The sequence below is a fragment of the Erwinia oleae genome, from assembly GCF_000770305.1.
Lineage (GTDB): Bacteria > Pseudomonadota > Gammaproteobacteria > Enterobacterales > Enterobacteriaceae > Erwinia > Erwinia oleae.
The window spans coordinates 96701-110997 of record NZ_JNVB01000007.1 but is presented as its reverse complement, the minus strand read 5'-3'; the positions used below and the strand labels follow the sequence as shown (position 1 = coordinate 110997).

The 14297-nt window shown below is 57.0% G+C and carries 13 protein-coding genes; 11 read left to right on the top strand and 2 right to left on the bottom strand.

Features of this window, described 5'->3' with window-relative positions; translation table 11 throughout:
• On the bottom strand, window positions 1-418 hold a 418-nt coding region (locus GS12_RS04130), incomplete at its 3' end, for an SAF domain-containing protein (RefSeq protein WP_034944184.1).
• A gap of 156 nt (window positions 419-574) precedes the next feature.
• Between GS12_RS04130 and flgB the strand changes: the two genes are divergently transcribed.
• From flgB to flgL, 11 genes are all read left to right on the top strand, one after another.
• Entirely contained in the window at window positions 575-988 is a 414-nt protein-coding gene (gene flgB / locus GS12_RS04125; protein WP_034914056.1) for a flagellar basal body rod protein FlgB, read from the top strand.
• Window positions 989-991: 3 nt separating this feature from the next.
• On the top strand, window positions 992-1396 hold the full coding sequence (gene flgC / locus GS12_RS04120) for a flagellar basal body rod protein FlgC (protein WP_034914058.1): 405 nt from the start codon (window positions 992-994) through the stop codon (window positions 1394-1396).
• Window positions 1397-1407: 11 nt separating this feature from the next.
• A complete protein-coding gene (flgD, locus tag GS12_RS04115) occupies window positions 1408-2079 on the top strand; it encodes a flagellar hook assembly protein FlgD (RefSeq protein ID WP_034914059.1) in 672 nt (223 codons plus the stop codon).
• Between the two features lie 29 nt (window positions 2080-2108).
• The gene (gene flgE / locus GS12_RS04110; protein ID WP_034914060.1) at window positions 2109-3335 is read left to right on the top strand and encodes a flagellar hook protein FlgE; all 1227 of its coding nucleotides are present in this window, start codon (window positions 2109-2111) and stop codon (window positions 3333-3335) included.
• Window positions 3336-3356: 21 nt separating this feature from the next.
• Complete coding sequence (locus GS12_RS04105) at window positions 3357-4112, top strand: flagellar basal body rod protein FlgF (protein ID WP_034914061.1); 756 nt, start codon at window positions 3357-3359, stop codon at window positions 4110-4112.
• A gap of 17 nt (window positions 4113-4129) precedes the next feature.
• Window positions 4130-4912, top strand: a complete 783-nt coding sequence (flgG, locus tag GS12_RS04100; RefSeq protein WP_034914063.1) for a flagellar basal-body rod protein FlgG — start codon at window positions 4130-4132, stop codon at window positions 4910-4912.
• A 76-nt stretch (window positions 4913-4988) separates the two neighbouring features.
• Window positions 4989-5690 (top strand): flagellar basal body L-ring protein FlgH, encoded by a 702-nt coding sequence (locus GS12_RS04095; protein WP_034914064.1) that lies wholly within the window; start codon window positions 4989-4991, stop codon window positions 5688-5690.
• Window positions 5691-5699: 9 nt separating this feature from the next.
• Window positions 5700-6806, top strand: a complete 1107-nt coding sequence (locus GS12_RS04090) for a flagellar basal body P-ring protein FlgI (RefSeq protein ID WP_034914067.1) — start codon at window positions 5700-5702, stop codon at window positions 6804-6806.
• Window positions 6806-7744 (top strand): flagellar assembly peptidoglycan hydrolase FlgJ, encoded by a 939-nt coding sequence (gene flgJ, locus GS12_RS04085; protein ID WP_034914068.1) that lies wholly within the window; start codon window positions 6806-6808, stop codon window positions 7742-7744. The genes GS12_RS04090 and flgJ overlap by 1 nt, the downstream gene beginning before the upstream one ends.
• A gap of 119 nt (window positions 7745-7863) precedes the next feature.
• The gene (gene flgK / locus GS12_RS04080; protein WP_034944165.1) at window positions 7864-9516 is read left to right on the top strand and encodes a flagellar hook-associated protein FlgK; all 1653 of its coding nucleotides are present in this window, start codon (window positions 7864-7866) and stop codon (window positions 9514-9516) included.
• Window positions 9517-9537: 21 nt separating this feature from the next.
• Entirely contained in the window at window positions 9538-10503 is a 966-nt protein-coding gene (flgL, locus tag GS12_RS04075) for a flagellar hook-associated protein FlgL (RefSeq protein WP_034914072.1), read from the top strand.
• 180 nt (window positions 10504-10683) lie between these two features.
• On the opposite strand, the gene rne is transcribed toward flgL, so the two are convergent.
• The gene (gene rne, locus GS12_RS04070; protein ID WP_034944162.1) at window positions 10684-14094 is read right to left on the bottom strand and encodes a ribonuclease E; all 3411 of its coding nucleotides are present in this window, start codon (window positions 14092-14094) and stop codon (window positions 10684-10686) included.
• Window positions 14095-14297 lie beyond the last annotated feature (203 nt).

The window sequence follows — 14297 nt, the reverse complement described above, 5'->3', positions numbered from 1 at the left end:
TCACTTCATCGGCGGTGAGCGCCGTGCGGGCAGGCAGCGTATCTAAGCGCCCCTGCTGAATTTTTACATCGTCAGCGGTCAGCGCCGTGCCGCGCGGCACCTGGCGGGTCGCAACGAGATAGCTGCCGGTCACCTGCACCTCAACCTGAATGTAACGGCGATTCTGATCGCAGTTCGCCGCCACGCTCATCATGCCCCAGACGCGGCTGTTACCCGGCAGTGAAAACTGTGGGGCGGCGCAGGTTGGCCACTGTGAAGACGGCGACTTCACCACAACGTTCAGGGTATCGGCACGCAGACCGTTTTCACCATAGCGGTTTTTAAAAAATTGATTGAGTTGCCCGCTGAGATCGTCCGCGCTGACCGACATGGACGTCAGGCCTGCCACACAAAGCAGCAAGAAGGTGAACCCTCGCATATTTTCATCCCCTCTTAACATCATGGCAGCCATTCTATCTGACCCCTTCTCAGGTCAATGCGCAAATTAGCGACGTTTTTTAGCGCTATTCAGACAATCGCCACTTGCATTCTGCAATTAAGCTGACAGCACTGAATTCTTGTGAGTGGAGGAAACATGCTCGACAAACTGGACGCCGCATTGCGATTTAACACCGAGGCGCTGAACCTGCGGGCTCAGCGGCAGGAGGTGTTGGCATCTAACATCGCCAATGCGGATACCCCTGGCTATCAGGCGCGCGATATCGATTTCGCCAGCCAGCTGAGCAAGGTGATGGAGCAGGGGCGCGCGCAGGGATCGGGTATGTCGCTGGCGGTCACCTCGGCGCGCCATATTCCTGCGCAAACGTCACAACCTCCTTCTATTGATCTGATGTACCGCGTGCCGGATCAGCCTTCAATGGATGGCAACACGGTTGATATGGATCGCGAACGTACGCAGTTCGCGGACAACAGCCTGAAATACCAGACCGACCTGACCGTTATCAGCGGTCAGATCAAGAGCATGATGTCTGTGCTACAGGGGCAATAATTTATGGCTTTACTGAGTATTTTCGATATTGCCGGTTCGGCGATGAATGCGCAGTCGCAGCGTCTTAACGTCAGCGCCAGTAACCTGGCCAACGCCGACAGCGTGACCGGGCCTGATGGTCAGCCTTACGTGGCCAAGCAGGTGGTGTTTCAGACTGCCGCGCAGCCAGGCTCGCCAACCGGCGGCGTGCGTGTGGCGCAGGTGGTTGACGATCCCACGCCGGCCAAACTGGTTTACGAACCGGGTAATCCGATGGCGGACGCTAAAGGTTACGTGAAGATGCCAAACGTGGACGTGGTGAGCGAAACGGTAAACACCATGTCGGCTTCGCGCAGCTATCAGGCCAACGTTGAAGTGTTGAATACCGTCAAGCAATTGATGATGAAAACCCTGACATTGGGTCAATAAGGAGCACGCGGATGGGCATTGCAGTAGGCGTAAATGAGTCGTTAGACAACACGGCGATTACCTCGTCGTCTTCAACGACTGATAAAACGGCGGCGGATTTACAAAGTAACTTCCTGACGATGTTGGTGACCCAGTTAAAAAACCAGGACCCGACTAACCCGATGGACAACAACCAGTTGACCACCCAGCTGGCGCAGATCAATACCCTCAGCGGGATTGAAAAACTGAACACCACGCTGGGCTCTATTTCCGGCCAGATCAGCAGCGGACAGTCGTTGCAGGCTTCAACGCTGATCGGTCATGGCGTGATGGTGGATGGCAGTCAGGTTCTGGTAGGCAGCGGGCAGACCACGCCGTTCGGCGTCAGCCTGGAGCAGGCGTCAAGCGCCACTACCGCAACCATTACCGACGCATCGGGCAAAGTGGTGCAAACCATTAACCTGGGCGGCCTGAGTTCGGGCGTACATACCTTCTCCTGGGACGGTAGCACGCTGGATGGCACTACGGCAGCAGACGGTAAATACAAAGTTTCAATCAGCGCCAGCAATGCAGCCGGTCAGCTGGTTGCGCAGCCGCTGAACTATGCGTTGGTATCGGGTGTGACCAACAATAGCAGCGGCGCCCTGTTAGATCTGGGCACGATGGGATCGACTACCGTTGAGAAAGTTCGGCAGATTATTTAACACATTAACCTTTTTTCTGGAGTGAACACATGGCATTTTCACAGGCAGTCAGTGGCTTAAACGCCGCCGCCAGCAATCTCGACGTTATCGGCAACAACATCGCTAACTCTGCGACGGTGGGCTTTAAATCCGCTACCGTTTCCTTCGCTGACATGTTTGCCGACTCTAAAGTGGGCCTGGGCGTGAAAGTTGCAGCGGTAACGCAGGACTTTAACGACGGTACGACAACGTCGACCAGTCGTGGTCTGGACGTGGCAATCAGCCAGGCGGGGTTTTTCCGCATGACGGACACCAGCGGCGCGGTTTATTACAGCCGTAACGGCCAGTTCACCCTGGACCAGAACCGCAACATCGTTAACGCAAACGGCCTGCAACTGACTGGCTATCCGGCAACCGGTACGCCGCCAACGGTGCAAACCGGTGCTAACCCGGTTGCGCTGAGCGTGCCAACAACGGCGATGTCAGCCAAAGCCACCACCACGGCCGGGCTGGTAGCCAACCTGAACTCCACCGACAGCGTGCCTACCGTTACGCCGTTTGATTCCGCCAACGTCGACAGCTACAACAGCAAAGCGTCGATGACCACCTATGACTCACTGGGCAACGCGCACACGATTAACCTTTACTTCGTGAAGAATGCGTCGGATACCACCAACGCCGCTAATCCAACCACCACCTGGAACGTGCACGCCGTGGACTCCAGCACCGGTCAGAGCGCGGGCGACTTCGACATGACGTTCAACAGCAGCGGCCAGTTGACCTCTACCCCAGACCAGACGCTGAGCATGGCTTCACTGAACGGCAGCGCAGCGCAGACGTTCTCTCTGACCATGCTGAACAGCCAGCAGCAGAACACCGGCACCAGCACCTTTGGTAACCCGACGCAGGATGGTTACAAGCCGGGCGAACTGACCAGCTACCAGATCAATGACGACGGCACCGTGGTCGGCAACTACTCCAACGAGAAAACCCAGGTACTGGGACAGATCGCGCTGGCGAACTTCGCTAACCCGGAAGGCCTGAAGTCTGAAGGCAACAACGTCTGGTCCGCCACCAACTCTTCCGGCCAGGCGCTGGTTGGACTGGCCGGCACCGGTAACCTCGGCACCCTGACCGCAGGCGCGCTGGAGTCATCCAACGTGGATCTGAGTAAAGAGCTGGTCAATATGATCGTCGCGCAGCGTAACTATCAGTCCAACGCGCAGACCATCAAAACTCAGGACCAGATCCTCAATACCCTGGTCAACCTGCGCTAATACGGCTAACAGGATCGTCTTATGGATCACGCGATATATACCGCCATGGGGGCTGCCAGTCAGACCCTCGATCAGCAGGCAGTGACGGCCAGCAACCTGGCCAATGCCTCAACGCCGGGCTTCCGCGCGCAGCTTAACGCGCTGCGCGCCGTGCCGGTCGAAGGGCTTTCTCTGCCGACGCGCACGCTGGTAACGGCGTCGACGCCCGGTGCCGACATGACGCAGGGCGCACTTGATTACACCGAGCGTCCGCTGGATGTCGCGGTACGTGAAAACGGCTGGCTGGCCGTACGCGCACCGGACGGCACCGAAGCCTATACCCGCAACGGTAACATGCAGTTGGATTCAACCGGACAGCTCACCATCCAGGGAAACGTGGTGATGGGCGACGGCGGGCCGATTGCCGTGCCGCAGGGCGCAGAGGTAACCATTGCTGCTGATGGCTCCATTACCGCGCTGAACGCAGGCGATTCACCTAATGCCACCGTGCAGTTAGGTCGTCTGAAGCTGGTGAAAGCCATGGGTTCTGAAGTGACGCGCGGCGACGACGGCCTGTTCCGTCTGACTGCGAGTGCCCAGGCGCAGCGCGGCGCCGTGCTGCAAAACGATGCGACCATTCAGGTGATGCCTGGCGTGCTGGAGGGCAGCAACGTCAAGCCGGTCGATACCATGGTCGATATGATCGCCAACGCACGTCGCTTCGAGATGCAGATGAAGGTGATCTCCAGCGTCAATGAAAACGAACAGCGTGCTAACCAGCTCCTGTCAATGAGCTAAGCGCAGAGGAAACTACCATGATCCGTTCTTTATGGATTGCTAAAACCGGTCTTGATGCCCAGCAGACCAATATGGACGTCATCTCGAACAACCTGGCAAACGTCAGCACCAACGGCTTTAAACGCCAGCGCGCGGTGTTTGAGGATCTGATGTACCAGACCATCCGCCAGCCGGGTGCGCAGTCGTCCGAACAGAGCACGCTGCCGTCGGGTATGCAGTTAGGTACGGGTACGCGTCCGGTTGCCACCGAGCGCCTGCACACGCAGGGCAACCTGAACAAAACCGACTCGTCGAAAGACGTGGCGATCAGCGGTCAGGGTTACTTCCAGGTGCAGATGCCTGACGGTACGTTGGCTTATACCCGCGATGGCTCGTTTCAGACCGATCAGAACGGCCAGCTGGTGACCAACGCCGGTTTCCCGGTGCAGCCTGCGATCACCATTCCCGCTAACTCGCTGAGCATGACCATCGGTCGTGACGGCGTGGTCAGCGTCACCCAGCAGGGCCAGACGCAGCCGGTGCAGGTGGGACAACTGACCCTCAGCACCTTTATTAACGATGCGGGTCTTGAGAGCAAAGGCGAAAACCTGTACGCGGAGACGCAGTCATCCGGCGCGCCAACCGACAGCACGCCGGGCAACAACGGCGCGGGCCTGCTTTATCAGGGCTATGTCGAAACCTCCAACGTCAACGTGGCTGAGGAGCTGGTCAGCATGATCCAGACCCAGCGCGCTTACGAGATCAACAGCAAGGCAATCAGCACGTCCGATCAGATGCTGGCCAAGCTGACGCAGTTGTAATACGCGGTCTATGCCGTAGCGGCCGGGTTCGCCCGGCCCTGAATAAATAACGCTTAATGATAAAGGTCGTGATTCCATGGCGAAGCAAATCTCAATGCCTGGACGTTTGTTGGTGGCTTCAATGCTGCTGACGCTTAACGGTTGTGCTTTAGTTCCACGTACTCCGCTGGTTGATGGCTCGACAACGGCGCAGCCGCTGCCTGCTTCGCCGCCGGTGGTTAACGGCTCAGTTTTTCAGGGCGTGATGCCGATGAACTACGGCTATCAGCCGCTGTTTGAGGATCGACGTCCGCGTAATATCGGTGACACGCTCACCATCGTGCTACAGGAAAACGTCAGCGCCAGCAAAAGCTCTTCGGCTACCGCAGGACGCGACGGCAGCAGCACGCTGGGTCTGACCGCCGTCCCAAGCTCGCTGAATGGCCTGCTGGGCGGAGACAAAACCAATCTTGACGCCAGCGGCAAGACTGATTTTGCCGGTAAGGGCGGCGCCACGGCGAATAACACCTTCACCGGCACCATCACCGTCACCGTCAACCAGGTACTGCCGAACGGCAACCTGAAAGTGGTGGGTGAGAAGCAGATTGAGATCAACCAGGGAACCGAATTCATTCGCTTCTCCGGCGTGGTTAACCCGCGCACCATCAGCGGCAGCAATACCGTGATTTCGTCGCAGGTGGCGGACGCGCGCATTGAGTACGTCGGCAACGGCTACATCAATGAAGCGCAGACAATGGGCTGGCTGCAACGGTTCTTCCTGAACCTGTCACCGTTTTAAGAGGTTGTTATGCGTAAGATCATCATTCATTTTGCTCTGCTTCTGCTGGCCGGCGTCACCACGCTGGCCCAGGCGGATCGCATTCGTGACCTCACTACCGTGGGCGGCGTGCGCGACAACTCGCTGATCGGTTACGGACTGGTGGTCGGGCTGGATGGCTCGGGCGACCAGACCACGCAGACGCCGTTCACCACCCAGAGCCTGAATAACATGCTCTCTCAGTTGGGGATCACCGTACCGGCCGGCACCAATATGCAGTTGAAAAACGTCGCGGCGGTGATGGTGACCGGCAAGCTGCCCGCTTTTGGCCGCCAGGGGCAGGTGATTGACGTCGTCGTTTCCTCAATGGGTAACGCCAAAAGCCTGCGCGGCGGTACGCTGCTGATGACCCCGTTGAAGGGCGTGGACAACCAGGTTTACGCACTGGCGCAGGGTAATATTCTGGTTGGCGGCGCGGGCGCGTCGGCGGGCGGCAGCAGCGTTCAGGTCAATCAGGTCAACGGTGGACGCATCACCGGCGGCGCCACCATTGAGCGCGAACTGCCCAACAGCTTCGGCACCAGCAACGTCATTAATCTGTTCCTCAATCAAGAAGATTTCAGTATGGCGCAGCGTATCTCCGACGCGATCAACGCGCGTGGCGGCTACGGTGCTGCTCAGGCGCTGGATGGCCGCACTGTGCAGGTACAGGTTTCCGCCAACAGCAGTTCGCAGGTTCGCCTGCTGGCCGATATCCAGAATATCGATGTTTCCGTGCCGATTCAGGACGCGAAAGTGATTATTAACTCACGCACGGGTTCGGTGGTGATGAACCGCGAAGTGATGCTCAGCAGTTGTGCTATCGCGCAGGGCAACCTTTCGGTCACGGTGAACCAACAGCAGAACGTCAGCCAGCCGAACACGCCATTTGGCGGTGGTCAGACCGTCGTGACGCCACAGACTCAGATCGATCTTCGTCAGAGCGGCGGCGCGCTGCAAAGCGTCAACGCCAGCGCTAACCTGAACAGCGTTGTTCGTGCGCTGAACGCGTTGGGCGCCACGCCGATCGATCTGATGTCCATCCTGCAATCCATGCAGAGCGCAGGTTGCCTGCATGCAAAACTGGAAATTATCTGATGAGCGAGACTCCCTCTCTTTCTGGCGCGGCGTACGACAGCCGCTCACTGAACGACCTTAAGCGCCAGGTGAGCGGCGATCCCAAAGCTCACGCTAAAGAGGTTGCGAAACAGGTGGAAGGGATGTTCGTGCAGATGATGTTGAAAAGCATGCGTCAGGCGCTGCCGCAGGATGGCATGCTCAGCACCGAACAGACGCGCCTGTATACGTCGATGTACGACCAGCAGATCGGCCAGCAGATTGCCTCCAAAGGGCTGGGCCTTGCCGACATGATGGTTAAACAGATGGAGCAGGCGCAGCCGCCGGATGAGAGCGCCGGCACCGTGCCGATGATGCTGGACAAAAACTTCATCAATACGCTGCCGCCGCTGGCAATGGAGCAGATTGTGCGTCGCGCGGTGCCGCGCCTGCCGTCCTCTGACAATCCGCTCAGCGGCAGCAGCAGCGATTTCATCGCACAGCTTGCGCAGCCCGCAAAGGCGGCGAGTGCGGAGAGCGGCATTCCTCATCATCTGATCCTCGCTCAGGCAGCGCTGGAATCAGGATGGGGGCAGCGGCAAATCATGACGGCGGACGGCAGACCCAGCTACAACGTTTTCGGCATCAAGGCGAGCGGCAGCTGGCAGGGTAAAACCACCGAGATCACCACGACCGAATACGAAGGCGGCGTGGCGAAGAAAGTTAAAGCGAAATTCCGCGTTTACGACTCCTATTTCGATGCGCTGAATGACTACGTCAAGCTGATCGGCAATAACCCGCGGTATTCGGCCGTGACCACCGCAGCCAGCGCGGAGCAGGGCGCGAAAGCCCTTCAGGACGCGGGCTACGCGACCGATCCGAAATACGCACAGAAGTTAGTTGGCATGATCCAGCAATTTAAAAATATGGGTGAAAAAGTGGTGAAAGCCTACACCCAGGATATTGGCGATTTGTTCTGATTTTGGCTCAAGTTTATCGGACGTAAGCCGATAAATAGCAGAGGCCGGGGCTTCGTTAAAACGAACCGGCACCCTATTGATATCGACCCGCGCCGCGGCCTGGGTAACAAGGAACCGAGATGGCTAACTTAATTAACACCGCGATGTCCGGGTTAAGCGCTGCCCAGGCCGCGTTGAATACCACCAGCAACAACATCAGTAACTACAGCGTTGCCGGTTATTCGCGCCAGACCACTATCCTTAACCAGGCAAACAGCACTCTGGCCGGCGGCAGCTACGTGGGTAATGGTGTCTCGGTCTCGGGCGTTAATCGTGAATACGATGCGTTTATCACTAATCAGTTACGCAGCGCCAGCACGCAGTCCAGCGCGCTGTCTACGCAATACAGTCAGATTTCCAGCATTGATAATATGCTCTCCGGCACCACCAATACATTATCAACCAATATTCAGGACTTTTTCTCGTCGCTCCAGACATTGGTGAGTAACGCCTCCGATCCTTCCGCCCGCCAGACGGTGCTGGGCAAAGCCGATGGGTTGGTTAACCAGTTTCAGGTGACCGATACCTATCTGCGCAACCTTGACAGCAACCTCAACACCTCGGTCAGTTCCAGTGTTGATCAGATCAACAGCTATGCAACACAGATTGCTAACGTCAATCAGCAGATCGTGAAGCTTCAGGGCGCAGGCGGCGGCAATGCGCCGAATGACCTGCTCGATCAGCGCGATCAGTTGGTGAATCAGCTGAATACGCTGGTGGGCGTTACCGTCAGTCAGCAGGACGGGGGAAGTTACAATATCAGCATTGGTAACGGCATTTCGCTGGTGCAGGGTGACGCGGTAAACAAGCTTGCCGCCGTACCGGCTTCAAGCGATCCAACGCGTACCACTATCGCCAGCGTGGATTCAGCGACCGGCGCCAAAACCGAGATCCCGGAGAAGCTCATCACCACCGGTTCGCTGGGCGGCTTGCTGGCTTTCCGTAAAGATCTTGATTCTGCCCGTAACCAGCTTGGTCAAATGGCGATGGCGCTCGGCGACAGTTTTAACAAGCAGCATGAGGCGGGGTTTGATGCCGATGGCAATGCTGGCGAAGCCTTTTTCGCGCTGGGCAGCCCGTCGGTCACCGCCAATACCAAAAATGCCGGTACCGCTACCGTCAGTGCAGCATGGACGGACACCAGCAAGGTAGAAGCCTCAAACTATAAAGTGGACTATGACGGCACCAACTGGAGCGTGACGCGCCTCTCTGACAACGCTGCTATAACGCCGACTAAAGGTACTGATGCCAGCGGCAACGCCACGTTGAGTTTCGATGGGCTTCAGTTGAGCGTCGCCGGCACGCCGACGGCGCGTGACAGTTTTCTGGTCAAACCGGTCTCTGACGTTGTGGTTAATATGGATGTGAATATCACCGACGAGTCTAAAGTTGCGGCGGCCAGTGCCGATGATGGAGTAAGCAACAACCAGAATGCGCAGTCGCTGCTGGATTTGCAGACCAAAAAAGTGGTTTCCGGCGGCAGCACGCTGACGCAGGCCTATGCGAGCATGGTGGCAGACGTGGGTAACAAAACCAGCAGTTTGAAAACCACCAGCGCCACGCAAACTAACGTGGTAACGCAGTTAAGCAACCAGCAGCAGTCGATTTCCGGCGTAAACCTGGATGAAGAATATGGCAATCTGACGCGCTATCAGCAGTACTACATGGCAAACGCGCAGGTGCTTCAAACCGCCAGCAGTATATTTGATGCTCTTCTCAGCGCGGTGCGCTGATAACTGAATAAGGAACCTGTCATGCGTCTCAGCACTACCATGATGTACGAACAGCAGATGCGCGGCGTGACCAACTCCCAGGCGAGCTGGTTGAAGGCTGGTGAACAATTATCGTCAGGCAAGCGCGTTGTTAATCCTTCAGACGATCCGGTCGCAGCCGCGCAGGCGGTTGTGCTGGGCCAGGCTCAGTCGCAGACCAGCCAGTTTAAAACAGCGCGCACTTTTGCCACCAACAGCATTTCGCAGGAAGAAACTACGCTCCAGCAGGTAACCAGCGCCATCTCTTCAGCGCAAAGTACGCTGGTTGCCGCAGGCAGCGGCACGCTTTCAGACGATGACCGCGCTTCCTATGCTACGCAGTTAGAAGGGATCCGTGCTCAGCTCCTGAACCTTGCCAACTCAACGGATGGTAACGGACGCTACATCTTCGCAGGTTATAAAAGCGACAGCGCGCCGTTTACTGAAGATGCCAGTGGTGCAGTGGTTTATAACGGCGGCGATACCGCGATTACGCAAAAAGTGGACGCCAGCCGTACAATGGTTACCAGCCATACGGGCAGTGATATCTTTATGACGCTGACCAGCAATGCCAAGCCAGAGCCGGATGGTAGCGCCAGCGAAACAAACATTTTCAACACGCTTGATACCGCCATTGCCGCGCTCAAAACACCTGTTCAGGATGCTGATGACGCGACGAAAGCACAAGCTTCAGCAGCGTTGGATAAAACTAACCGTGGGCTTAGCAATTCCTATAACAATGTTCTGAAGGTGCGCTCTGAGCTGGGTACGCAGTTAGACGAACTGGATAAGCTTGATTCCAAAGGCGATGACACGGCATTAAATCAGGCGTCGCAGATGAGCGGGCTGGTTGATGTCGACTATACCAGCGCTATTTCCACCTATACGATGCAACAGGCGGCCCTACAGGCGTCATACAAAGTCTTTACCGATATGTCCAGCATGTCCTTGTTCAAACTGAATGCGTAAATAATTTTAAAATTTGAACGCGCTTAAACCGGGTGCGTTCAGTTTCTCCCGCTCTCAGCATTACCTGCTGATAGCGGGTTTTTTTTGCCCTGAATATACTCACCTGCGATGCTGATAGTGCCGTATAGCGGGCAATAAAAAAGCCCCGATAGCAATCGGGGCTTGTCGGAACAGCGTGGCTTACTCGCCGGGGCGGGTGGCCGGTGCCGTTGCCTGATGAGTCGCAGCGTGCCCACCGGCCGAGCCTTTGCCTTCAAAGTTGAAAGCAGGGCGCACCCAGTCGCTGTGACGTGCAGGCTCAGGCTGATACGCTGGCGCTGGCGCTTTAGTCATCGGCGCCGTAGCGTGATGTTTCCAGCGGCTTTCAGTCGATTTTGCCTCTGCAACTTCCGTTACCGGTACATCACGGGCCGGTACTGGCGCATGAGGCTCGGTGGTAGTCACCGGCGCTTCGGCGGCTTCAGGCGCGTTCAGTACTTCTTCAACCTGGCTGGCGGTTTCATCGCTGACGTCTGCCGCACTAAAGGTCGCCTGCTGGTTTACCTTATCGGCAATACGCTGCTCTTCAACCTGACGGGCTTCCTCGACGATCTCCTCAACGGCTTCAACAAAGGCTTCAACGGCCTGCCTGGGTTCTCCCGTTGGGGCAACGTCGGGATTTGCATCATCCATGGCCGCCGGTTCATCAGCTGCTACTTCTTTAGCAGGTACGGCCTCGCTGGCGACGACGTCGGCAATGGCTTCGTCAGCGGCGGAAACCACCGCAGGTTCTTCGTTGACCGGCGCCTCAATGGCGGAAACATCGTCGGCGATAACCGGCGTCGTCTCCGTTTCAGTCTGCGGCTCAGCAATCTGTACCGGCTGAGCTTCATCCTGCGCCGTTTCCGGCAGCGTATCAGCAGCGACGGCAATGGCCGCTGCTGTTTCGTGATGACCATAATCCGGCACGACGGACTCTTCAGGCTCCGCGTGCTCATCGGTAATCTGCGCCACCGGATAAGAGACCCAAACTTTGCCGGAGGCCATCTCTGGCGAGGCCGCTGCAAAGGTTAACGGCATAGGCGACTGATTTGGATAGCGTTCATCACGATAGCGACGACGGCGCTGTCCGCTTACGCGCAGATGGCGCGGCGAACGGCGTGAACGGCGCGGCATACTGTTGGTATCGCGCTCTTCCGTCTCTTCAGCTTCCGCGACAGGCGCGACGTCCTGCACCGGCTGCTCCGGCACCGCTTCCGGCTCGAAACGCCGTGCGGCGGTCTGTTCAGCCGTTTCAATGCGAACTTTTTGATTAAGCTGGCGCGGCTTGCGGCGCGGCATCACCTGCACGACTTCGTCGGCGTTTTCTGCAATATCCTGTTCAATCACGGCATCAGGAATTTTCTCTTCCTGCGGCACGCGTTTTTCATCAGGACGACGACGCGAGCGGCGTGGCTGCTGCTGTTCGCTGCGTGCTTCGTCAGTTGTCGTCAGCGTTTCTTCACGAATATCGCTCTGAGGCGCGTTATTGCGACGATTGCGGCGTGTGTCGTCGCGGCCTTCCTGCGTGGTGGTATCACGATCGCGCACCATGCGGTCGTTGCGATTGCTGTTGCGAACGCCACGGTCGTTATTTCGATCGCCACGCTCATTGCTGCGCTCGCCACGGTCGCTGCCGCGCTCATTACGTTCAGTATTGCGCGCGTTACGATCGTTATTACGATCGCTGCGGTCATTATTGTAATCACGACGATTGTTCTGGCGACGGTTGTTGCGTCGTTCGCCACGCGGTGGTGTGGCAGACGTGGCAGGCGTCGTAACGTCGGCGTCGGTTTTTTCTTCTTCAACCGCTGCTGGCTTCTCTTCGCTGGCGAAAAGATTTTTCAGGCCACGCACAAACCGTCCGAGCAGGCCTGTGCCGGAGGCGGCTGGCGCAGGCTGCTGTGGTGCAGGCGCCACGGCGACAGGTTCTTCAGCAGCGGGCTCCTGCGGTGCTGGCGGTGCGTCAGGCATGACGAAGGCCGCGAGCGCGGGTTGCTCAGGGCGTTTGCGCTCGGCGTTCTCTTCTTCAGACGGCAGCGCCATCTCCGCTTCATGCAGTTTCGGCAGATGATAGCTCAGCGTCTGCGTCTCTTCGCCGCTGCGAACGCGCAGTACGGAGTAGTGAGGCGTCTCCATGCGGTCGTCCGGCACAACGATCGCGCGGACGCCGCCCTGGCGTTTCTCGATAGCGTTTACCGCTTCGCGTTTTTCGTTAAGCAGATAGGAGGCGATCTGCACAGGGACAATCGCGTGAACTTCTTTCGTGTTTTCCTTCAGCGCTTCTTCTTCGATCAAACGCAGAATAGAAAGCGACAGCGATTCGTTATCACGGATAGTCCCGGTGCCGCTACAGCGCGGGCAGACGTGATGACTGGATTCGCCAAGGGAAGGGCTGAGACGCTGGCGTGACATCTCCAGCAGGCCAAAGCGTGAAATATGGCTGATCTGAATGCGGGCGCGATCCTGACGTACCGCTTCGCGCAGACGATTTTCAACCGCGCGCTGGTGACGTACCGGCGTCATATCGATAAAGTCGATAACGATCAGGCCGCCGAGGTCGCGCAGGCGCAACTGGCGAGCAATCTCATCGGCTGCTTCCAGGTTGGTATTGAATGCCGTCTCTTCAATATCGCCGCCGCGCGTCGCACGGGCGGAGTTGATATCGATGGCGGTCAGCGCCTCGGTGCTGTCAATGACAATTGAACCACCGGAGGGCAGACGGACTTCGCGCTGGAAAGCGGATTCAATTTGCGACTCAATTTGATAATGGCTGAACAGCGGAATTTCACCGGTGTAGAGCTTGATTTTACTGCTGAAATCGGGGCGGCCCAGCGCGGCGATATGCTGACGCGCCAGTTCCAGTACCTTTGGATTATCAATAAGTATCTCGCCGATATCCTGACGCAAATAGTCACGGAAGGCGCGGACGATAACGTTGCTCTCCTGATGGATCAGGAACGGAGCAGGGCGGTTTTCTGCCGCTTTCTTAATGGCTTCCCAGTGCTTCATGCGGAAGCTTAAATCCCACTGAAGCGCCTCTGCCGATTTACCGACGCCAGCGGTGCGGACGATCAGGCCCATGCCATCCGGCAGTTCAAGCGCAGAGAGCGCTTCTTTAAGTTCGGTGCGATCGTCGCCTTCGATACGGCGCGAAATACCGCCCGCGCGCGGGTTGTTCGGCATCAACACCAGATAGCTGCCGGCAAGGCTGATAAAGGTGGTTAACGCTGCGCCTTTGCTGCCACGCTCTTCTTTATCGATCTGGACAATAACTTCCTGTCCTTCACGCAGCACGTCTTTAATGTTCGGACGGCCATGAGAGGCGTAATTGGCGGGAAAGTATTCGCGGGAGATCTCTTTCAGAGGGAGGAAACCGTGCCTTTCGGCGCCATAGTCAACAAATGCGGCTTCGAGGCTGGGTTCAATACGGGTAATCTTGCCTTTATAAATATTCGCTTTTTTCTGCTCGTGCCCGGGGCTTTCGATGTCCAGGTCGTACAGACGCTGTCCATCCACAAGGGCAACACGCAACTCTTCCTGTTGAGTTGCGTTGATTAACATTCTTTTCATCGTAACTTACTCATTAATTTTTTCATTAGTGACAAAGCTACGGGCAATAGTAACGCTGGACGCGATCGACCGATGACCCCGTGTCTTATCGCAACGCCGTCAACCTCACGGTTGTCAGTTGCAGAAGGGGCGCAAAATCTCGGCAGCTTGTTTTACATTAGGCCAAACAACGCTTTTAAAAAGGGGAACCGTCAGTCAGTAAC